The following is a 21,490-nucleotide window of genomic DNA, read 5'->3' as shown; positions in this document are numbered from 1 at the left end:
GCACACTACCTTTACTACGGAAAGGAGTGCCGGGATGAAGGTATTTTTCGTGATTATGATCATTGTCGTTATTCTTTTTGCTTTGATTCTGCTTGATATCTTCATGGGCCGCGCAGGATATAGAAAGAACGCGTACGAGCCTGTTTTTTCAAAAAAGAAGAGTGACATCGAATTGATCCACTGCGGCGCTGATCTTGTCGAACGGATGATGGAAGACATCCGCCAGGCTGTTTCCTCTGTTCACGTGATGTTTTTTATTATGAAAAATGATGAGGTCAGCCACAATATGTTTACGCTGCTGAAAGCAAAAGCTAAAGCCGGTGTTTCTGTTTATTTGCTGCTGGATTGGTCCGGCAGCCAAAAAATTAAAAAACCGGCGCTGAAGACGATGAAAAATGCCGGGGTCCATGTTCATTTTCTTAACAAGCCCCGTTTTCCTTTTTTCTTTTTCCATATGCAAAAACGAAATCACCGAAAAATCGCTGTGATAGACGGGAAGATCGGTTATATCGGCGGGTTTAACATCGGTGAGGAATACCTTGGAAAGAAGGCGAAGTTCGGCAATTGGGAGGATTATCATCTGCGCATGAAGGGAGAAGGTGTCCGCGATCTTCAGACGCTTTTTACAGCCGATCTAAAACGAAATACCGGATCAGCTGAACTGCCCCCGGATGTTTGGCCGGAGCTTCCGCAAGGGAATATCTCTCTTAAGATTTATGCGACTGATGGTTATTCTCTTGAAAAAACATATTTGGCAAATATCGCGCAGGCAAAAGATCGCATTACCATTTGCACACCTTATTATATTCCGACAAAACCGCTTCAGCAGGCATTGGTCAAAGCAAGAAAAAACGGTGTAACTGTTACGCTCATCGTGCCAATGAAATCAGATCATCCGCTGGTCAGAGAGGCAGCTTTTACGTATTATTCAGAGCTCTTGGATGCCGGCTGTCTTATCTACCGTTTTTACCAGGGGTTTTATCATGTGAAAGCCCTGATCATTGACGATCACTTCAGCGTCATCGGCACCGCCAATTTTGATCAGCGAAGCTTCTTTTTAAATGAAGAGGTGAATGTTGAAATCGATGATAAGGCTTTTACAAAAGAAGTCTATGCCACGATTGAAGAGGATATTAATAGGTCGGAGCTGCTGACAAAGGAGAATTTCAAAAAGCGTACGTTCAGACAGCGCCCGGCGGAATGGCTTGGCAGAGCATTATCTTATTTTTTATAAAGGAGAGTTCCTATGATTTTCAGATTCGGGTTCGTTTCAAACGCGATGAGCCTTTGGGATGCGTCTCCCGCTAAAACATTGACATTCGCGCGTTATTCCAAGCTTTCAAAGGATGAAAGAAAAGAAGCCCTGCTGACTGTGACAAGAGCCAATTTGAACAATACGATGAGAACCCTTCACTATATCATCGGCCACGGTATTCCTTTGTACCGTTTTTCCAGTTCGATTGTGCCACTGGCCACACATCCTGATGTAATGTGGGATTTTGTAACGCCGTTTCAAAAGGAGTTTCGGGAGATTGGGGAGCTTGTTAAAACACATCATCTGCGAACAAGCTTTCACCCAAACCAATTCACTCTGTTCACGAGCCCGAAGGAAAACGTCACAAAAAATGCGGTAACCGATATGGCGTATCACTACCGCATGCTTGAAGCCATGGGCATTGCTGATCGCTCCGTTATCAACATTCATATAGGCGGCGCTTACGGTGATAAAGACACCGCCACTGCTCAATTTCATCAAAATATGAAGCAGCTGCCGCAGGAGATCAAACAGCGGATGACGCTGGAAAACGATGATAAAACCTATACGACAGAAGAAACGCTTCAGGTCTGTGAACAAGAGGATGTTCCATTTGTCTTTGACTTTCATCATTTTTACGCCAATCCAGATGATCACGCCGACCTGAATGAAGCACTGCCCCGGATGATCAAAACGTGGGAGCGGATAGGGCTGCAGCCAAAGGTTCACCTGTCTTCCCCAAAATCGGAGCAAGCCATACGCAGCCATGCCGATTATGTTGACGCCAACTTTTTGCTGCCGCTATTAGAGCGCTTCAGACAATGGGGAACAAATATTGATTTCATGATTGAAGCAAAACAGAAAGACAAGGCACTTCTCCGCCTGATGGATGAATTAAGCTCCATCCGCGGTGTCAAACGCATCGGCGGCGGCACGCTGCAATGGAAATCATAAATGTGCAATATCAGGTTTACAGTTCGTCCGCTCTGGGAACATACGCTATATAAGAAAACAACCGATGGAGGAGAAAGATTATGAAAAACATCAAGTCTCTGAAAGTAGCCGCACAGGCATTTACTTTAAGAAATTTGATTCATCTTTATAAAATGTGCCATTCCGGAAGCCACGAGGTTTATATTTATTCAAAGAAAACAATGTGCAAAATCAAAAGCTTAATTGAGCTTGAGACGTTCCGTATGGCTCATGATGAAAAGGAATATCTGATTGTAGTGGAAGGAACTAAAGCATCACAGCTGATTGAAAAGTTCCAAAATATTATCGAGCCTGCTGAAAGAGAAGTGCTTTAACTTACATATAAAAAGGATAGACATCTTGTCTATCCTTTTTCTTATGGTCTTACATAATGAAGCTGAACCGCCTGCCCGAATTGTTTCATCCCTTTTAACCGCAGCTTTGTTTCATTCGTCAGTTCATGAAACAGCGGGATGCCGCTCCCTAAAACAACAGGAATAACAGTGATGATGAATTCATCGATGGCATCTTCTTTCATGAAGGCATTCACCAGCTCTGCCCCGCCTGCTATCCAGATGTTTAAGCCTTTATCCTGTTTCAAACGGTCAGTGAAGCCCTTGGCTCCCTCATTGATAAACGTCACGTGTTCATCCCGATAGCTGTCGGGCGTTCTCGTGAAAACGTAGCATGTTTTATCCTGGTACGGGAAAACCGGTGTAAGAATTTTGACGTGTTCATATGTGCTCCGGCCTAAGATGACGGTATCGACAGTCTGATAAAACGCGCTGTACCCGTTATCGCCTTCACCTTCAAATTCATCCAGCCAATCGATGCTTCCATCTTCTCGTGCGATCATCCCATCCAATGAAACAGCAATGTACAGCACATTTTTTCTATTCATATTCTCCTCCTATTGCTGCACCATTTGCCCGAATTGCGCTTGATGCAGCCTGCTGTATAGGCCTCCGGCTTCGATCAGGTCTTGATGGCGGCCTTGTTCTTCAATACCGTTGTTTGTGACGACCACAATTCTGTCCGCGTCTTTGATCGTCGCCAGCCTGTGAGCGATGACGAGCGTCGTGCGCCCCTCGGACAATTCTTGAAGCGCCTTTTGGATCGCCGCTTCTGTTTCTGTATCAAGCGCTGAGGTCGCTTCGTCGAGAATCAGGATCGACGGATTTTTCAAGAACATCCGTGCAATTGACAAGCGCTGCTTTTGTCCGCCGGAAAGCTTCACGCCCCGTTCGCCGATGATGGTATCCAGCCCATCCGGCATGTTATGGACGAGCTCTTCCAGATGTGCTTGCTTCACAGCCTGCCAAATGTCTTCTTCTGATGCGTCTAATCGGCCGTAGGCGATATTTTCTCGAAGCGTGCCCGAGAACAAGAAAACGTCCTGCTGTACGACGCCAATCTGCCCCCGCAGCGAAGACAGCGTCATGTCTTTAATGCTGATGCCGTCGATGGTAATGTCACCCTTCGATGCTTCATAAAAGCGCGGAAGCAGACTGCAAAGCGTTGATTTTCCCGCGCCTGACGGACCGACGAACGCAACCGTTTCCCCCGCTTGAATGGACAGGTTAATGTCATTGAGGACATTGTGATGGTCATCATATCCAAATGAAACATGTTCATAGCAGATATTGCCCTTCAGGCCGAAAACGTCTCTCGCATCAGGAGAATCCTGAATATCCGGCTCTGTCTCCATCAGTTCCATATAGCTTTTGAAACCGGCGATTCCTCTCGGATACATTTCGATAATGGCGTTAATTTTGTCAATGGGCCTGAATAGCACATTCGTCAGGAGCACAAACGCCACGAATTCCCCGTACGATAAGGAGCCGCGAATGACAAACCACGTTCCGCACAAAAGCACAAACAGCGTGACAAACCGAGTCAGCATATAGCTGATTGAGCCGTTTTTCGCCATAATTTTATATGAGGAAAGCTTTGTGACACGGAAGCGCTGATTGTTGACAGCAAAGCGCTCTTTTTCAAATGATTCATTGCCGAACGCCTGCACGAGCCGGATGCCGCCGATATTATTCTCTACACGCGCGCTAAAGTCTCCGATATCTTTGTTCAGCGTGGTAAACGCTTTGGTCATTTTTTTGTTGAAATAAAGCGCTAGCCAAATGACAATCGGCATGATGATAAACGTTAATAATGCAAGCTGCCAGTTAATAAACAGCATGACTCCGAACGCTCCGAGAATGGTCATGATGGCAATGAATAAGTCTTCCGGGCCGTGATGGGCAACTTCGCCGATGTACATTAAATCGTTCGTCAGCTTCGACATCAGCGTTCCCGTCTTGTTGTTGTCGTAAAATTTGAACGAGAGCTTTTGCAAATGGTCAAAAAGCGATTTTCTCATATCGGTCTCGATATTGATTCCGAGCATGTGTCCCCAGTATGTCACGATATACTGGAGAGCCGAGCTGAGCGCGTACACTGCAAATAAGCCGACTGAGGTCGCGATGATCAGCCCCCAGTCCCTGCCCGGAAGCAAGGTGTCAATAAAATAATTGACGATCAAAGGAAAACTCAGCTCCATTAAGCCTCCCGCGATCGCCGAGAAAAAATCGAGAAAGAACAACGTTTTGTATGGTTTATAATACGAAAAAAATTGCCGCAGCACTCTATCTTCCCCCAATGCCTAAATAACTGATAATATTTCTCAATTATACTATACACCGGCGGTTTTTAAAGATCAGATTTCCTTTTTTTACAGAACACCTGAAAACAGACGGGCTAAGGATTCTTTTGTCCGGTCGGTCATTCCCCTTTTATAAAAGCCAACAGGGCTGAGTTGTTCACTGTCCAGCATATCCTCTTCGAAATGGGCTTCAAGGGTGCGGATCGCTTCGGCATCCGTGAAGAACACGTTCACTTCAAAGTTGAGCTGGAAGCTGCGCATGTCCATATTCGCGGTGCCGACGGAGGCGAGATCGCCGTCAACGATCATGACTTTTTGATGCATGAAGCCTTTTTGATAGGAATACACTTCAATTCCCTCAAGTAGCAGCTCTGGGAAATAAGATCTTGACGCGTATTGCGTCAAAAAGCTGTCGTTCTTCTCCGGCACCATGACCCTTACCTGTACGCCTTTTGTCGCCGCTGCTTTGAGCGCCGTGCGAATGGATTCATTCGGGACGAAATAGGGCGTGGCGATCCATATTGATTTCTGCGCTGAAGAAATCATTTCATAATAAAGGTCGCTCATGCTTTCCTTCATGTCAGGGCCTGTCGCGACAACTTGGTAAATGCCCTCTCCTTCCACGGGAACCGGGGTATTGTACTCCTCTTGATCAATTAACACTTCATTGGAGACGTATTCCCAATCGAGCATAAAGATAGCGTGAAGCGTTTGCACAATTTCTCCTTCCAGCCGCAGGTGAGTATCTCTCCAAAACCCGATGTACGGATCTCTGCTGATATATTCCTTCCCGACATTTAATCCGCCCACAAAACCGGTTTTTCCGTCGATGATCACGATTTTCCGGTGATTTCTGAAATTCAGCTTCTGGTTGAAGAACCCATATTTCAGCGGAGAAAACGGAACGATGTCCACTCCCGCTTGTTTCATTTTCATGATATCTCTTCTTGCCAGTTTGATGCTTCCTGCAGCGTCATATAAAAACCTCACCTCGACACCTTGGCGCGCTTTTTCCATCATAATGTCCATCATGCCGCGGCCAAGCATGTCTGACTTAAACATGTAGTATTCAATATGTATATAAGATTCTGCTTTCCTCATCGCTTTGAAAATGTCCGGAAAGGTTTCTTCGCCGTTTTTCAGCACTTTGATATTGCTTTTCGTATTGATATTCATATGGGCAGCCCTGATGGAATACGTAAAGAACCTCTCCTGATTGTCCTTCAGCCCTGTCACTTCCGGCGTTTCTTCCATGTCAAACAGCTTCCTGAGCTTTTCCCTGTTGTGCATTCGTTTTGTCTTGAACAGCTTTCCTTTAACATAAAGCTGTCCGGAAAACAGATAAAACATGTAGCCGGCGATCGGAAAAAAGACAAGAATGTGGATCCATAACAGCGTGTGCTGCGAGGTACGGTTTTCAAGAATTAACGAATAGATGCTGAACAAAATAATGCTTACATAGCAAAGCAATCCTCCGTAAAACTCAAGCCTGGAAACCGGAAAAAACCATATGACATATGCCCCGATAAGCATCATATATAAAAAGAAAAATTCCAGTCTCCTTTTCAGCATCCTGATTCTCTCCAATCTGATTCAATTACCTCCGTATTACCTCTTTTTTCTAATCGGTAAACCTTCTATGTAAAAAGCCTCTCCGCAAGATGCGGAAAGGCTTATGATGAAGCTTCCTGAGATTGGCCGGGTGTGATGTTCTGGAGCAAGGCCGGCTTGAGGGAGTAGCTGCTTTTGATTTTATGTTTGAAGAAGCTGACGATCAGGCCCGTGACCGCAATCGACACTAAGGAAAAGAGCCCTTTCAGCAATCCGACGGAGAAAATGCCGACCAGCACTACGCCAAAATCGAAGAGGAAATTAACCGTACCCGGATTCCATCCGTAGCGCTGTTGCAGAAATAAAGCGAGAATATTGGCGCCGCCGAGCGAAGCCTGATGATAAAACATGAGCGACAAGCCGATTCCAATCAGCGCCCCGCCACCAATCGCCCCGGCAAGCGGTGAAAAAGAGACAGACGGCAGCCAGTGATCCGCGCTTGTAAACAGAGTCAGCGCTGTGACTGCAAATACAGTAGATAGGGTGAATGTGATGCCCATTCTGATGAGAGAAAATACGTAAAACGGGATATTGATCAGAAAGAAGATCATGGCAAACGAGGAGTGAAACAAGTATGTCAGGCTTAGTGACAGTCCGGCTGTCCCGCCGGTTAATACGTGAGAATGTCTGAGTGTCAGGACCCCCGCGCTTGTCAGAAGACAAGCAGTTAAAATGAGTAAAATCCGCTTCATTCTTCACTCTCCCTTTTAGAATGTTATTTCCAAATACAAACATAACAGGATTCCTGGCCGCCCAGCCATTACCTTGGCAGAAAATATCTTGCGTTTTTATTTTTTTATCAAACTGTTTTGTAAGACTTGTTGCCATCATCATAAAAAATCCCCCTCTTTCAAGGGGGATTTTTACGAACGTTTTCGATACACGACATAGCTTCGTGTCAAATACTTGAGCGGCAGACTGAACACGTGTACCAATCTCGTAAACGGCCACAGGATAAAAACGACGTATCCTATCATGATATGAAGCTTAAACCATAGCGGGACACTCTCCATCAAAGAGGCGTCAGGGCTGAACAAAAAGATCTCCCTGAACCACGGCCCAACTGTTGTCCTGTAATCAAATCCTTTCGAATCAATGTTAAGAAACGTGGCGGCAACGCCTGACAGCAGCATGAACAGCAGCAGGATGAGAATAAGGATATCCGATGGCGAGCTGGTGTTGCGGATTCGTTTGTCAAACAGCCGTCTGTACGTCAGGATGAAAAGGCCGGTACATGCCACAACCCCCGCCGGCAGGCCTGCGCCAATTGCCACTTTGTGATAAGCATGCTCTGAAATGCCAATGGAGGTGTACACAGCTTCCGGGATCAGAATTCCCATGAGATGCCCGCCGATAACGCACAGCATACCCCAGTGAAAAAGTGTGCTGCCCGCAGCGAGTTTTTTCTTTTCTAATAGCTCGCTGGATTTCGCCGTCCAGCCAAATTGGTCATGCTGATAGCGGTAAATATGGCCGCCGATAAAGATTGTCATTACAATGTATGGCATCACGCCCCACAGGATCTGCCCGCTCATGCCTGAACAGCCCCTTCAACGCTTTCACGTACGCCGATGTTTTCCAGCGCGGCCAGCAGCACGTACAGCAGCTCCGCATATATGCTGTCATTTTTTTCAAGTCGGGATGCCAGCTCCCTTACATTGGACAGATATTTCTCAAACACGCTTCTCGCTGCTTCAATCTCTGCAACCGCGGAAAATTCCAGCATAAGCGGCAGATAATCAGGCAGCTCTTTCTCTGTCGGCAGGAAACCGGATTGCTGGTACGTGTTTTTTAAATGCAGTAATTCAATCCCGCGTTCCCTTTGCTCGCCTGAGTTAAAGTAAGTGACGTACATATTCGTTTTTTTCCCGAAGTCGAACGTATAGACATAGTGTTCAATCAGCTCTTCTTGAGAAAAGCTGGCTGACGCTTCGAAAAAGTGCAGTAGCTTCTCCCGGATTTGCTGGTTGCTGATTTCATGGATAAGAGCCTTCCAATCGGGAAGCTCGGCTCTCCACTCTTCATCCGGATAGGAAAGAAGACAGGAAAGAGCGGAGAACGTGATTTGCCGGTCTGTGGTGTTCATCTTGTTACACCTCGTTTATCAAAAGTTACAAACAAGAGCCGGGGCCGCCTGAAAATGATAAGCCGCAGCTCCCTTGTTCAGCGTATAAATCAGACACTTCTTCTCGGTGGCTGCTCGGAATTACAAAGCGGTCATCATATTTGGCAATCGCAAGCAGCCGATACATGTCTTCAATTTGCTGTTCTGTTAAGCCGACACTGGAGATCAGTGCCGGGTCGATGGATTTATTCGTCTGGACTGCTCTCATATACTGGCGCATGACAGACATTTTCTTTAACGTTGACCGAATATGATCCGTATCACCGGCCGTTAATAGCTGCGCCAAATAGTCAATTGGAATTCTCATTTGGTCGATAGCCGGAAAAATATCTTCCGCAGATTGCTGGCTGCCTTTTCCTTCAAAGAGATTCATAATCGGGCTCAGCGGCGGAATGTACCAAACCATCGGCAGCGTACGGTACTCAGGATGAAGCGGCAGCGCAATCTTCCAGTCGATGATCATTTTATAGATCGGCGATTGCTGTGCAGCCTCTATCCACTCAGCCGGGATGCCTTGTTCTTTTGCCAGTTTGGCAACCTCAGGGTCATTCGGATCAAGAAAAACGTCCAATTGGGAATGGTAGAGATCCTTTTCATTTTCAACAGATGCCGCTTCCTCCACTTTGTCCGCGTCGTACAGCATGACGCCGAGATAGCGGATTCTGCCTACACAGGTTTCGGAGCAGATGGTCGGCAGTCCCGCCTCCAAGCGCGGAAAACAGAGGGTGCATTTTTCCGCTTTGTTCGTTTGCCAGTTAAAATAGACTTTTTTATAAGGGCAGGATGGGACACAATATCTCCATGAACGGCATGCGTTTTGATCCACAAGCACAATGCCGTCTTCCTCGCGTTTGTACATGGCGCCGGACGGACAAGAGGAAACGCACGCCGGGTTGATGCAGTGCTCACAAATACGCGGCAGATACATCATAAAGACCTCATCGAATTCTGTTTTGATCGATTCCTCCATCTTTTGCACGTTTGGGTCCTCAAGCCCCGTAATGTGGCCGCCTGCAAGATCATCCTCCCAGTTCGGGCCCCATTCGATATTCATGAAATCCCCCGTCAAGGATGATTTCGGGCGCGCCACAGGCTGGTGCTTTTTCTGTGGGCTGTTTGTTAATGTTTCATAATCATAGTTCCAAGGTTCATAGTAATCATCAATCGACGGCTGATTCGGGTTATAGAAAAGGCCAGCAAGCCGATTGGTTTTCGGGCCTGATTTCAGCTCGAGCTTTCCTTTTTTCAATGTCCAGCCGCCTTTATATTTGTCCTGGTCCTCCCATTGCTTCGGGTAGCCGATGCCCGGCTTTGTTTCTACATTATTAAAGTACATATATTCCGCACCGGCACGGTTTGTCCACGTGTTTTTGCAGGTGACGCTGCACGTGTGGCAGCCGATGCATTTATCCAAGTTCATGACCATACCGACTTGCGCTTTAATCTTCAAGCCAATCGACCTCCTTCAGCTTGCGGATGACGACGTTCAGGTCGCGCTGATTCCCTGTTGGACCGTAATAGTTAAAGCCGTAGCTGAGCTGGGCATAGCCCCCGATCATCTGAGTCGGCTTGACGTGTATCCTTGTCGGGCTGTTATGGGTGCCTCCTCGGTTATTCGTCAGTTTCGTGCCGGGCACGTTGATGTGGCGGTCCTGGGCATGATGCATAAACGCCATTCCTTTAGGAATCCGGTGAGACAAAACCGCTCTTGCGACGACAACACCATTTCTGTTAAAGCATTCAATCCAATCGTTATCTTTGATATCTGTGTCCTCTGCATCATCTTTATTCATCCACACAGTCGGCCCTCCGCGGAATAGCGTCAGCATCGGCAAAGAATCAAAATACATGCTGTGGACAGACCATTTATTATGCGGCGTCAAATAATTGAGGACGATTTCTTTGCCCTCTTGATCAGGCCGCTTATTCAGAAACGGACGATGCTGGAGGATCGGTTTAAATGTCGCCATTGTTTCACCGAATTCCATCATCAGTTCATGATCGACATAATAAGATTGCCTTCCGGTCAGTGTTCGCCACGGGATTAATTTTTCTACGTTCGTTGTAAACGGCGAGTACCTGCGTCCGCCTTTTTCTGAGCCTGTAAATGCCGGAGACGTGATGACCGTTTTTGGCTGGGCTGTAATTTGCTCGAACGTAAAGCATTCTTCCTCCCGTTCTTCCGCCAGGTCTTTCAGCTTCAGGTTTGTGATGTTTTCAAGTGATTCCCATGCTTTCACGGCGACTTTTCCATTTGAAGTGGACGATAGGGTTAAAATCGCTTCTGCCGCCTGCTTTGCTTCACTTATATTCGGACATCCCTTTGCAACGCTGTCCGAGGTGATTTCTCCCAGTCTCTTTTTGAGTGATTCATATTCATCGGCTATAGACCAGCTCATCCCTTTTGTGCCGCTCGGTTTTAAACCGGCCTGAGGTCCGAGCGCGGTCATTTTATGAAAAATGTGCTTGTAATCCCGTTCAACGACTTGGATGTTCGGCATCGTTTTTCCCGGAATGGCTTCACATTCACCCTTGCTCCAGTCATTGATTTTGCCGAACGGCTGGGCCAATTCCTGCATGGTGTCATGGAGGAGCGGTGTCGCTACAACTTCTTTCATCGGCTCCATATCGACTTCTTCTGCCAGATCAGAAACGGCTTTTGACAGTGCTTTGAAAATATCCCAGTCTGACTTCGATTCCCACGGAGCCGAGATCGCCGGAGCAAAAGGATGAATGAACGGGTGCATATCTGTGCTGCTGAGATCGTGTTTTTCATACCATGTCGCCGCCGGCAGCACGATATCGGAATACAGCGCCGTACCGGCCATTCGAAAATCGAGATTGATTAACAAGTCGAGCTTTCCTTCCGGTGCCTGCTCCCTCCATTTGATTTCTTCAGGACGGATGCTGTCGCTGTCGTCATTCATCAAGCCATTCGTCGTCCCCAGCAGGTGCTTGAGAAAATATTCATGCCCTTTTCCTGAGCTGGAAATCAGATTTGCCCGCCATACAAAGAGATTTCTTGGGAAATTCACTTCATTGTCAGGATCTTCAATTGCAAATTTCAGCTTTTTCTCTTGAAGTTGTGAGGCCACGTACGCACCAACGTCTTCAGGTGTTGTTGCACCCGCTTTTTCAGCTTCTTTGTACAGATCAATGCCATTTTGATTGAACGTCGGATAAGACGGCAGCCACCCTAATCGCGCTGCCAGCACATTGTAATCGGCGTGATGCTTGTAGCGGGATGACGCAGCGATCGGTGAAGCCAAGTCACTGATCGGCTGGTCCTCGTAACGCCACTGGTCTGTCGCAAAGTAGAAAAATGAGGTGCCGTTTTGCAGCTTGGGCACGCCCTCCCAGTCCTTTGCATTTGCAATCGTCTGCCACCCTTCAGCAGGACGGAGCTTTTCCTGCCCCACATAATGGGCCCAGCCTCCGCCGTTTACGCCTTGGGCGCCTACCAGTAATACGAGATTTAACACTGCCCGGTAGATCGTGTCGGAATTGAACCAGTGGTTAATCCCCGCCCCTACGATAATCATGGATCGGCCGTCTGTATCGATCGCATTTTGGGCAAACTCTCTGGCTATCTTAATGACGGCTTCTTTTTTGATTCCTGTCATCTGTTCCTGCCAGGCAGGCGTGAACGGCTCAGGATCATCATAAGAGACAGCTGATTGTTCGCCGAAGCCTCGGTTCACGCCGTAGTTGGCCAGTATCAAGTCAAACACGGTCGTGACACAAACCTCTTCGCCGTTCAGGTTCAGTTTTTTTATAGGAAGATCCCGCTCAAGCACTTTGTTTCCGTCATTTGAAAAATATGGGATGCGCACCGTGCCGATTTCGTCCTCTATTCCCAGCACAGAGAGACGGGGTTCAATCGGGTCCCCGGTTTCTTCATCGACCATGTGCAGGTTCCATTTCTGCTGTCCGTCCCAGCGGGAGCCCATTGTCCCTTGCGGTATGGCAAATGCGCTTGTCTGTTCATTCCAGACCGCAGGCTTCCACTGATCATGCTTTGTCTGCCGCCCGATGTCTTTCGCATGCAGAAAACGCCCCGCTGTGTATACGCCATTTTCTTTTGACAGGGTGACGAAGAACGGAAAATCCGTGTATTGCTTTGCGTACTCAATGAAACGTTCCGTCTCTTGGTTCACGTAAAATTCCTGTAAAATGACGTGGCCCATCGCCATCGCAAGCGCACCGTCAGTCCCTTGGCGGATACTCAGCCAGTCATCCGCGAACTTTGAGGATTCCGCAAAATCCGGACTGATCGAAATGACTTTAGCGCCTTTATAGCGGGCTTCCGCCAAAAAATGCGCGTCAGGCGTTCTCGTTAACGGAACGTTGGAGCCCCATGTGATGATATAGCCTGAATTGTACCAATCACTGCTTTCCGGAACGTCCGTCTGGTCCCCCCAAATTTGCGGGGACGCCGGAGGAAGATCCGCATACCAGTCATAAAAGCTGAGCATAGGGCCGCCGATTAAAGACATAAACCGGGAGCCTGACGCGTGGCTGATCATGGACATGGCCGGAATCGGGGAAAAGCCGACGTTCCGGTCAGGCCCGTATTTCATGACTGTATAGAGCAGAGAGGCTGAAATCAGCTTCAGCACCTCCGGCCATTCAGCGCGCACAAAACCGCCTTTCCCTCTCGCCTGTTTATAGGACTTTGCTTTTTCAGGATTTTCAACGATCGATTTCCAAGCATCCAATGGATTTTGATAGGCCTGCAGTGCTTCCCGCCATAAATTGATCAGCACACCGCGTACGTATGGATATTTCACACGGAGCGGGCTGTAGATGTACCATGAAAAACTTGCCCCCCGCGGACAGCCCCTCGGTTCGAAATCAGGCATATCCGGGCCTGTTGATGGATAATTCAAGTTTTGTCCTTCCCACGTGACAATTCCGTTTTTCACATAAATATTCCAGCTGCAGGACCCCGTGCAGTTGACGCCGTGGGTGGAGCGAACGACTTTGTCGTACTGCCATCTGTTTCTGTATACATTCTCCCAATCGCGATCTTCGCGGGTGGTTTGGCTATGTTTATTTGAATGGTGTTCTATAGGAGAGAAATAGTTCAATCTCCTAAACAACGGACTCATTTTCTTTTTCTTCATGAGAGTTCACTCCTTCCGAGTCAGGTGATGCTAAGTTCACTATAAACAGAGACAGCGTGTTTCCTTGTGAACTATGTCACACACTTTGCTTTTTTCACAAAATGTTCACATAAAGGAGAAGGAAGGGCTTTCACAGCATGTGATGAAGGCGGCGTTCAGGCAGGACACCTGAGTCATTAGCCGCCTTTCATTCAAAGATCAAAAAAACCGGCTCTGTTTAAGAACCGGGCTCGGCATTTTCATCCTGTGATGTGTGCAGATAACGCAAAAATAATTGATAGGAACAGAAGACATTTTGCTGAAGCATGCCCAAAAAATTCATTTGCAGCTGCGGATTGTAAGACATCATTTTTTTAAATGTGCAGTAAGGGATATTGAGAATCAGAATGTCTGAAGTGGCATTGACTGAGATAAAAGGCGATAAATACAGCCCGCCTTTTTCATCAATCGGAAACACATCGCCTTTTTCCCACAGCGCAACGGTTTTCGATCCTTCAGGGAGCCTGCTGTCCATAAAACGGACACTGCCTTTTAATACAATATAAACGGATTGAGAATGAAGAAAGGATGGAGACTGCTCAGATGTTCCGCGGATAAACGTCCCGTTTTTCAGCAAGGTTTCGACAATGGATAGAGGCACTTCATTAAACATAGGAAGTTGCTTCAGAAATAATAAATAGTCACACTGATTCATAGGAAAGCCTCCTGTGCTAAGGATAGCTTTAGTGTAGCTCGATTGAGCCTGTACAGCAGTGATATATTTCACAGCCTGTATGATGAATGTCACTTATCGGGAGGATGATTGCATTTATAATGAAATAAAAAAGGAGGATTTCAATGAAGGCGCTGATTCCGAAGCAGCACGGCGCATGGGCAATGCTGCTGATTCCATTTTTACTCGGGATGATCAAGGGAGGCCCCGTTTTCTGGCATATTCCGCTCTTCTTAGGCTGGCTTTTCCTTTACTTGGCGGTTTATCCCATCACGCTTGCTTTGAAAAAGAAGCAGATCAAATCCTATCAAAAGTGGATATATTATTACGGTGTTCCGGCCTGCTGTTTTTTGATTATTCCTGTCTTTCATAAGCCGCCGCTCATCTGGGTTGGCGTTTCTTTATTGCCGCTGTTCCTCATTCATATGTATTATGCCCGCCGAAAAAATGAACGGGCGCTAGTGAACGATATTGCGGGTGTCTTGTTCTTTTGTTCAGGCGGGCTTGCGAGCTGCTGGCTGGGGACGGGAACCCTTGACGGTTGGGCTTGGTTTATTTTTTCTCAATCTGCTTTATTTTTTATCGGAAGTTCCTTTTATGTGAAGTCGGTGATCCGGGAGAGAAAAAACAGCGTATTTGCATACTGGTCATGGGGATACCATCTGCTGCTCCCCTTTCTATCCGCTCTTCTCGGAGCAGGATGGGCATTTCTTGCTTTTATCCCAAGCAGTTTGCGGGCATGGTTTTTTCACGGAAGGGACTGGCCCGCGAAAACGATCGGCATTCTAGAAATCGTGAATGCCTGCTTCTTTTTTGCCGTCATTTGTATGTTTATCACTAGATAAAAAACCAAGGACCGCCGGCGGTCCTTGGTTTTTTCAGTCAATATTGCAAATCTCCAGCGGACAGTTTTCACACTCGATCTCGCATCGCAAATAGTCCCGCTTGTGCAAAATAATTTTTCCGGATTCTTCTATCGAAATCACCCCTTGTTTGCGGAGGTCCCCCAGCATACGGTTGACGCTTTCCCTTGCCGCTGCGCAAAACTTTGCCAAATCTTGATTTGTCAGCACAATGTTAATCAGAATGCCATCGCTTCGTTCCACACCGTAGCTGTTTGATAAGCGGATAAGGGTGGAGTAGAGCGCCCCCTTTTTGCCGTGAAGAAGCAGATCCCTTATTTTGGACTGGATTTTCCGGAGGTGAGTGCTCATCCATTTCATAAATTCAAATGTCAAAGCACCGTTTTGGATTAATTCCTTTTCCAGCTTGTTTTTATTAATGACGAGCACCTCGCCATCCTCTAGCACTTTTGCACTGAGCATATATCTCGGCTCTTCAGTGAAAAGTGTTAATTCCCCGACGATATCATGCTTTTGGCAAATTCTAAGTGTCAGGTCTTTTCCGTCAGATGTCAGCTTGCCGATTTCAATGAGTCCTGATTGAATCAGATAAAGCTCTTCTGCATCCATTCCTTCCTGAAACAAATACGTGTGTTTTTCCATTTTTCTTTTCGTACTAATCGATTCCAGCAATTCATGCAGATCGCTGGAAATAAGATCACTATCAGATGGTCGAACAGAGAGAAAATTCATGAGCTCACCTCGAAGAAAGTCACGTTGTATATTTATTGTAACGTGAATTGATTTGCCCCCATCCAGAAAAAACTAACAATCTTGTGAATGCCCAGTGTTAGTTGACGCTCTGACTGTTTCTCTCCGTGTGCGTTTTCATTCTTTCCTGCCAATACATCCATATGACAAGGACAAAGCTGGCTAACGCCACTTCCGAAAGCGCCATAAAACCGATCGCGTATTGGCCTGTTGCCTGAAATACACTCGCCAATATCAGCGGAGGGAAAAAACCGCCTAATCCGCCCATAGCAGACACAATCCCATTGGCAATCCCCGCTTGCTTCGAAAAATAGAAAGGCACCAGTTTAAAAACGGTCCCGTTTCCTATTCCTGAGCAGACGGCCACCGTTAATGACCCAAACGTATAAAGGCCGATCGTCGGCGAGAACGATAAGATAATGCCTGATAATGTAAGTCCCGCAAAAACGACCATCAAGATGCGGAGCGGGCTCATTTTATCAGCCAAGAGTCCTCCCACAGGCCTGAGCAACGTGGAGACGGCAATAAAGCCAGCCGTCCGCAAACCGGCGTCCGCAGGATTCAGCCCAAAGTACTCCACCAGAAAGTTCGGCAGATAGATGGTGAAGGCGACAAAGGCGCCAAACGTAATAAAATAAAACAGGCTCAAGAACCACAGGATATGATTTCGGTAAACGACTTTGATTTGAGTTTTTACGGAAACATTCACTTTCTTCTCATGCCGGTCGCCGAACAATACGTGCAGCAATGCAAAGACAGCCAGCAGAACCATATACATCTGCACGGTTGCTTTCCATCCCACAGCTTGAGCGATAACCGGCGCCGCAAATGTGGTAATGGCTGTTCCGATGTTTCCGGCCCCGTAAATCCCATTGACGACACCGTGCTTTTCTTTCGGATAATATTTCGGAAGGGATGTCACCCCAATGGAGAATACCGCTCCCCCAATTCCTAAGAAAAAGCCGCCCACGATTAAATCAAACAGAGAATCCGCGATACTGATCCAAAACACAGGAAAGAAAAGCAGGATGAAGCTGATCATAAACATCAGCCGCGCGCCAAACCTGTTCGTCAAATACCCTAAAGGAATGCGGAGAAGCGATCCGAGAATAACGGGAATCGCCGTCACCAAAGAAATCTCGCCTTTGCTTAAATGAATATCTAATGTAATTTGGGAAATGAGTGATGAAATCAGCACCCAAACCATAAACCCTGCCACCAAGCTTAATGACTGTAACGATAATTGAATGTGTTGACGGTTGATCATTTGGCTTGCCCCTTTCAATGATTCAATAATCAGTCTTATCATACAAAAACTCAGCAAACAGGATTGTGAATTACATCACACGTTTTACGCATAAAAAAAGGACAAAGTCCGAAGACTTTGCCCTTTGATCAAGATTACATTTTTTCCGGAGCCGATACGCCGATCAGCTGAAGCGCATTGTTCAGCGTAATTTGCGTTGCCTTCATTAAAGCCAGGCGCGCACGGCTTTTCTCTTCATTTTCCGGATCGATGACTTTCTCCGCATTGTAGAAGCTGTGCAGAGAAGAAGCCAGATCATAAATATAGTTTGTGACACGGTGCGGAATTCGTTTTTCCGCTGCTTCCGCCACCGCCTCTGGGAAGCCGCCGATTGTTTTCAGCAGGTCATACTCTTTTTCTGATTGAATATGGCTGAAATCAAGGTCCGCCGCAGGCTTAAGTCCCTGCTCTTCCCCTTGGCGAAGCATGCTGCAAATACGGGCATGTGCGTATTGTGCATAATACACAGGGTTTTCGTTAGATGTTGATACAGCAAGATCTAAGTCAAAATCCATATGCGTATCAGCACTGCGCATCGCAAAGAAGTAACGCACGGCATCCAAGCCGACTTCTTCAATCAGGTCGCGCATCGTTACCGCTTTACCCGTCCGTTTGCTCATTTTCATTTTCTCGCCGTTTTTGTAAAGGTGAACGAGCTGAATGATTTCTACTTCAAGCGTTCCTTTTTCATAGCCCAGCGCTTCAATTGCTGCTTTCATACGCGGGATGTAGCCGTGGTGATCGGCGCCCCAAACGTTGATCAGCTTATCAAAGCCGCGGTCAAGCTTGTCCTTATGATACGCGATATCAGGCAGCAAGTACGTATACGTGCCGTCCTTCTTGATCAATACGCGGTCTTTATCATCGCCAAACGTCGTAGAGCGGAACCAAGTCGCGCCGTCTTCTTCATAGACATGGCCTTTTTCGCGGATCGCTTCAAGCGCCTTATCGATTTTTCCGTTTTGGTACAGTGACGTTTCGGAATACCACACATCAAACGGCACACGGAAGTTTTCCAAGTCCTTGCGCAGCTTTTCCAACTCGTATTTCAGACCGTATTCACGGAAAAATGCGAGGCGTTCACTTTCCTCTTCGTTGACGAAACGGTCGCCGTATTCCTCAGCGAGACGCTTTCCGATCGCAATGATATCCTCGCCGCGGTAGCCATCCTCCGGCATCGGTTTTTCCAAGCCGAGCGCTTCAAAGTAACGGACTTCAACAGATAGCGCCAGGTTATTGATTTGGTTTCCGGCATCGTTAATGTAGTATTCGCGGCTCACATCGTAGCCCGCTTTTGAAAGCACATTGCACAAAGAATCGCCGACAGCTGCACCGCGGGCATGGCCGAGGTGAAGGTCTCCCGTCGGATTCGCTGATACGAATTCCACCTGGACTCGTTCACCGTTTCCGATGTTCGTTTCCCCGTATGCTTCCCCTGCTTCTAATACAGACGGAATCAGCTTCGTTAAATATTGATTGTTCATATAAAAATTGATAAAACCCGGGCCAGCGATATCTAGTTTATCAATCGAAGCTTTTCCTTTATCAAAATGAGAGACAATCTCTTCAGCAATTTGGCGCGGCGCTTTTTTTGCGATTCTTGCCAGCTGCATCGCCATATTTGTTGAATAATCGCCGTGTGTTTTATCTTTCGGTGTTTCTAAAACGACATTAGGAATCTGGCTTTCTTCAGCCAGTCCCGCTTTCAGAACGGCCGCTTTGATTTCTTCTTTCAGCACGTCCTTCATTTGTTCCGCAATGTTCATGCGTGAGTTCCTCCCTCATACGTGATCGTCATATTATGTAAATGCTGCTGTTCGTCTCCGACATGCATGTCATATGCGATGCTGACACGGCCTTTTTCTTCACCGAGATCAGATTGAATCGATTTTGTGCTTGTTTTCAGCTCAAGCTCACCAAATGACATTTTATATTTAGCAATTGTGGAAGCTCCCGTTACGAAACGCTGATTCATTTTGACAGCGCCTGACCTCATGACCAGGACTTCGCCTTCGCTTACTTTCACAATCGTTTTTACTTTGCCTAAGTCGTGTTCTTCATAATAAGATAGATACACTTTATTTTGTTTTACATAGTAAAATCCGGTGGTGCGGAATTCGATGACTTCCTGGTTTCCGTCATCCTCGATCACAGACTTCACATGGAGTGTTATCGGTGTCTCTTGCTTCATTTTGACACGTCCTTTTCATCATTCCACTTTGACTTGAATAGTATAATCATTCCGTTTGTAAACTTCAACTGCTTCTATCTTACCATCATTGCTCATCAGATTTGAAGATAAACCTCATAAAAAGCATTTCCTTAATAGAAGAGAAAATGATATCACTAATTCCCTTTAGGAAATGTTACATTTTTCCGAAATCTATCATTTCTATTTCACATTTTCTTCAAAATATATGTATTGAATTGGTAATTTAATAGTTTTATCATAAAAGTACAACATAGATCTGCTAGAAAAAACAAAAAAAGGGAGGATTCAATTATGAAAAAAGCTGTCATTGTAGAAAACAAAGGTTGTGCAACATGCTCGATCGGAGCCGCTTGTCTAGTGGACGGTCCTATCCCTGATTTTGAAATTGCCGGTGCTACAGGTCTATTCGGTCTATGGGGATAAGATTCTCCAAAAGGGCATAGTCATTCTACTATGCCTTTTTTAGTAAATTACAATTTCTAACTAAAATCTACCTCTTGGTTATACATACACAATCGTTTTTCATTTGAATCATATGTATAGGGGATGGTATTTTGTTTATAGAGCAGATGTTTCCATTTATTAATGAAAGTGTAAGAGTTCACCAGCTCCCTGAGGGCGGCGTGTTAGAAATCGACTACTTGCGCGATAATGTCTCCATTTCTGACTTTGAGTATTTGGATCTTAACAAAACGGCTTACGAGCTCTGCATGCGAATGGAAGGGCAAAAAACGGCTGAACAGATTTTAGCGGAACAATGCGCCGTGTACAATGAATCACCGGAAGACCATAAGGATTGGTATTACGACATGCTCAACATGCTCCTGAACAAGCAGGTCATCCAGCTTGAAAATCGGTCCAGCCGTCATGCGATCACCACGAGCGGAAGCAACGAATTTCCGATGCCGCTGCACGCCACCTTTGAGCTGACGCACCGCTGTAATTTGAAATGCGCCCACTGTTATTTGGAAAGCTCGCCGGAAGCGCTCGGCACCGTGTCGATTGAGCAATTCAAGAAAACGGCTGATATGCTGTTTGACAACGGTGTATTGACATGCGAAATCACGGGCGGAGAAATTTTTGTCCACCCGAACGCCAATGAGATTCTTGACTATGTGTGCAAAAAGTTCAAAAAGGTCGCTGTCTTAACAAACGGAACACTCATGCGAAAAGAGAGCCTGGAGCTTTTGAAAGCTTACAAACAAAAAATCATTGTTGGCATTTCTCTCGATAGTGTGAATTCCGAGGTCCATGACTCCTTTAGAGGGAGAAAAGGCTCTTTTGCCCAAACTTGTAAAACGATAAAATTGTTGAGTGACCACGGTATATTTGTCAGAGTCGCCATGTCCGTTTTCGAAAAAAACATGTGGGAAATCCACGATATGGCCCAAAAGGTTCGGGATCTCGGGGCAAAGGCGTTCTCTTACAATTGGGTTGATGATTTCGGAAGAGGCAGAGATATTGTCCACCCCACAAAAGACGCCGAGCAGCACCGCAAATTTATGGAGTACGAGCAAAATATCATTGATGAGTTTAAAGATCTGATTCCGATTATTCCTTATGAGAGAAAACGCGCGGCAAATTGCGGCGCTGGCTGGAAGTCCATTGTGATCAGCCCGTTCGGAGAAGTACGTCCGTGCGCGCTCTTTCCGAAGGAGTTTTCATTGGGAAATATCTTTCATGATTCATATGAAAGCATCTTTAACTCCCCTCTCGTCCATAAACTGTGGCAAGCGCAGGCGCCGCGGTTCAGCGAGCATTGCATGAAAGACAAATGCCCGTTCAGCGGCTATTGCGGAGGCTGTTACTTAAAAGGGCTGAACTCTAACAAATATCACCGGAAAAACATTTGCTCTTGGGCGAAAAATGAACAATTAGAAGACGTGGTCCAGCTTATTTAGG

Annotated in this window: 19 protein-coding genes; 6 read left to right on the top strand and 13 right to left on the bottom strand. The window is 46.4% G+C overall.

What is annotated here, in order from left to right:
- Positions 1–34: 34 nt before the first annotated feature.
- The 3 genes from cls (AC0C66_RS10305) (at position 35) to AC0C66_RS10295 (ending at position 2,562) form a co-directional block, all read left to right on the top strand.
- On the top strand, positions 35–1,234 hold the full coding sequence (cls, locus tag AC0C66_RS10305; protein WP_472973567.1) for a cardiolipin synthase: 1,200 nt from the start codon (positions 35–37) through the stop codon (positions 1,232–1,234).
- A gap of 12 nt (positions 1,235–1,246) precedes the next feature.
- On the top strand, positions 1,247–2,209 hold the full coding sequence (gene uvsE, locus AC0C66_RS10300; protein WP_061186496.1) for a UV DNA damage repair endonuclease UvsE: 963 nt from the start codon (positions 1,247–1,249) through the stop codon (positions 2,207–2,209).
- Between the two features lie 80 nt (positions 2,210–2,289).
- Entirely contained in the window at positions 2,290–2,562 is a 273-nt protein-coding gene (locus AC0C66_RS10295; protein WP_472973566.1) for a hypothetical protein, read from the top strand.
- 41 nt (positions 2,563–2,603) lie between these two features.
- On the opposite strand, the gene AC0C66_RS10290 is transcribed toward AC0C66_RS10295, so the two are convergent.
- The 9 genes from AC0C66_RS10290 to arfM form a co-directional block, all read right to left on the bottom strand.
- Positions 2,604–3,128: a dihydrofolate reductase family protein gene (locus AC0C66_RS10290; RefSeq protein ID WP_061186497.1), complete on the bottom strand. Its 525-nt coding sequence runs from the start codon at positions 3,126–3,128 to the stop codon at positions 2,604–2,606.
- Positions 3,129–3,137: 9 nt separating this feature from the next.
- Entirely contained in the window at positions 3,138–4,865 is a 1,728-nt protein-coding gene (locus AC0C66_RS10285) for an ABC transporter ATP-binding protein (protein WP_472973565.1), read from the bottom strand.
- Between the two features lie 87 nt (positions 4,866–4,952).
- On the bottom strand, positions 4,953–6,455 hold the full coding sequence (gene cls, locus AC0C66_RS10280) for a cardiolipin synthase (protein ID WP_072182962.1): 1,503 nt from the start codon (positions 6,453–6,455) through the stop codon (positions 4,953–4,955).
- 101 nt (positions 6,456–6,556) lie between these two features.
- Positions 6,557–7,186: a YitT family protein gene (locus AC0C66_RS10275; protein WP_061186499.1), complete on the bottom strand. Its 630-nt coding sequence runs from the start codon at positions 7,184–7,186 to the stop codon at positions 6,557–6,559.
- Positions 7,187–7,357: 171 nt separating this feature from the next.
- Positions 7,358–8,029 carry a respiratory nitrate reductase subunit gamma gene (gene narI, locus AC0C66_RS10270; RefSeq protein WP_072182963.1) on the bottom strand — a complete coding sequence of 224 codons (672 nt, stop codon included), beginning with the start codon at positions 8,027–8,029 and terminating at the stop codon, positions 7,358–7,360.
- Entirely contained in the window at positions 8,026–8,580 is a 555-nt protein-coding gene (gene narJ / locus AC0C66_RS10265; RefSeq protein WP_072182964.1) for a nitrate reductase molybdenum cofactor assembly chaperone, read from the bottom strand. Before narJ ends, narI begins: the two co-directional genes overlap by 4 nt.
- A gap of 25 nt (positions 8,581–8,605) precedes the next feature.
- A complete protein-coding gene (gene narH / locus AC0C66_RS10260) occupies positions 8,606–10,069 on the bottom strand; it encodes a nitrate reductase subunit beta (protein ID WP_472973564.1) in 1,464 nt (487 codons plus the stop codon).
- Positions 10,059–13,745 carry a nitrate reductase subunit alpha gene (locus tag AC0C66_RS10255; RefSeq protein ID WP_072182967.1) on the bottom strand — a complete coding sequence of 1,229 codons (3,687 nt, stop codon included), beginning with the start codon at positions 13,743–13,745 and terminating at the stop codon, positions 10,059–10,061. The genes narH and AC0C66_RS10255 overlap by 11 nt, the downstream gene beginning before the upstream one ends.
- A gap of 217 nt (positions 13,746–13,962) precedes the next feature.
- Positions 13,963–14,439: a Crp/Fnr family transcriptional regulator ArfM gene (gene arfM, locus AC0C66_RS10250; protein WP_014115540.1), complete on the bottom strand. Its 477-nt coding sequence runs from the start codon at positions 14,437–14,439 to the stop codon at positions 13,963–13,965.
- Positions 14,440–14,582: 143 nt separating this feature from the next.
- On the opposite strand from arfM, the gene AC0C66_RS10245 reads away from it, so the two are divergent.
- Entirely contained in the window at positions 14,583–15,302 is a 720-nt protein-coding gene (locus AC0C66_RS10245; RefSeq protein WP_072182969.1) for a YwiC-like family protein, read from the top strand.
- A gap of 33 nt (positions 15,303–15,335) precedes the next feature.
- Here the strand turns inward: AC0C66_RS10245 and fnr are convergent, their stop codons facing one another.
- The 4 genes from fnr to AC0C66_RS10225 form a co-directional block, all read right to left on the bottom strand.
- On the bottom strand, positions 15,336–16,052 hold the full coding sequence (gene fnr / locus AC0C66_RS10240; protein ID WP_072182971.1) for a fumarate/nitrate reduction transcriptional regulator Fnr: 717 nt from the start codon (positions 16,050–16,052) through the stop codon (positions 15,336–15,338).
- Positions 16,053–16,149: 97 nt separating this feature from the next.
- Entirely contained in the window at positions 16,150–17,337 is a 1,188-nt protein-coding gene (narK, locus tag AC0C66_RS10235) for a nitrate transporter NarK (protein WP_472973563.1), read from the bottom strand.
- 134 nt (positions 17,338–17,471) lie between these two features.
- On the bottom strand, positions 17,472–19,142 hold the full coding sequence (gene argS, locus AC0C66_RS10230) for an arginine--tRNA ligase (protein WP_472973562.1): 1,671 nt from the start codon (positions 19,140–19,142) through the stop codon (positions 17,472–17,474).
- Positions 19,139–19,567: a YwiB family protein gene (locus AC0C66_RS10225; RefSeq protein ID WP_014115545.1), complete on the bottom strand. Its 429-nt coding sequence runs from the start codon at positions 19,565–19,567 to the stop codon at positions 19,139–19,141. Before AC0C66_RS10225 ends, argS begins: the two co-directional genes overlap by 4 nt.
- Before the next feature lie 312 nt (positions 19,568–19,879).
- Between AC0C66_RS10225 and sboA the strand changes: the two genes are divergently transcribed.
- Both sboA and albA read left to right on the top strand, forming a co-directional pair.
- Entirely contained in the window at positions 19,880–20,011 is a 132-nt protein-coding gene (gene sboA, locus AC0C66_RS10220; RefSeq protein WP_003222002.1) for a subtilosin A, read from the top strand.
- A gap of 131 nt (positions 20,012–20,142) precedes the next feature.
- Entirely contained in the window at positions 20,143–21,489 is a 1,347-nt protein-coding gene (gene albA, locus AC0C66_RS10215) for a subtilosin maturase AlbA (RefSeq protein ID WP_072182975.1), read from the top strand.
- The last annotated feature ends 1 nt before the right edge of the window (position 21,490 follow it).

It is taken from the genome of Bacillus sp. VA13, from assembly GCF_055710085.1.
Note: the sequence above shows the minus strand (reverse complement) of the source record. Positions and strands in the feature narration are given on the sequence as shown.

Coding starts and splice junctions, on each gene's coding strand:
- AC0C66_RS10290 (WP_061186497.1), bottom strand. CDS start 3,128: ATGAATAGAAAAAATGTGCTGTACATTGCTGTTTCATTGGATGGGATG.
- AC0C66_RS10255 (WP_072182967.1), bottom strand. CDS start 13,745: ATGAAGAAAAAGAAAATGAGTCCGTTGTTTAGGAGATTGAACTATTTC.
- cls (WP_472973567.1), top strand. CDS start 35: ATGAAGGTATTTTTCGTGATTATGATCATTGTCGTTATTCTTTTTGCT.
- cls (WP_072182962.1), bottom strand. CDS start 6,455: ATGCTGAAAAGGAGACTGGAATTTTTCTTTTTATATATGATGCTTATC.
- AC0C66_RS10245 (WP_072182969.1), top strand. CDS start 14,583: ATGAAGGCGCTGATTCCGAAGCAGCACGGCGCATGGGCAATGCTGCTG.
- sboA (WP_003222002.1), top strand. CDS start 19,880: ATGAAAAAAGCTGTCATTGTAGAAAACAAAGGTTGTGCAACATGCTCG.
- argS (WP_472973562.1), bottom strand. CDS start 19,142: ATGAACATTGCGGAACAAATGAAGGACGTGCTGAAAGAAGAAATCAAA.
- AC0C66_RS10275 (WP_061186499.1), bottom strand. CDS start 7,186: ATGAAGCGGATTTTACTCATTTTAACTGCTTGTCTTCTGACAAGCGCG.
- uvsE (WP_061186496.1), top strand. CDS start 1,247: ATGATTTTCAGATTCGGGTTCGTTTCAAACGCGATGAGCCTTTGGGAT.
- arfM (WP_014115540.1), bottom strand. CDS start 14,439: ATGAATCAGTGTGACTATTTATTATTTCTGAAGCAACTTCCTATGTTT.
- narJ (WP_072182964.1), bottom strand. CDS start 8,580: ATGAACACCACAGACCGGCAAATCACGTTCTCCGCTCTTTCCTGTCTT.
- AC0C66_RS10225 (WP_014115545.1), bottom strand. CDS start 19,567: ATGAAGCAAGAGACACCGATAACACTCCATGTGAAGTCTGTGATCGAG.
- narI (WP_072182963.1), bottom strand. CDS start 8,029: ATGAGCGGGCAGATCCTGTGGGGCGTGATGCCATACATTGTAATGACA.
- fnr (WP_072182971.1), bottom strand. CDS start 16,052: ATGAATTTTCTCTCTGTTCGACCATCTGATAGTGATCTTATTTCCAGC.
- narK (WP_472973563.1), bottom strand. CDS start 17,337: ATGATCAACCGTCAACACATTCAATTATCGTTACAGTCATTAAGCTTG.
- AC0C66_RS10295 (WP_472973566.1), top strand. CDS start 2,290: ATGAAAAACATCAAGTCTCTGAAAGTAGCCGCACAGGCATTTACTTTA.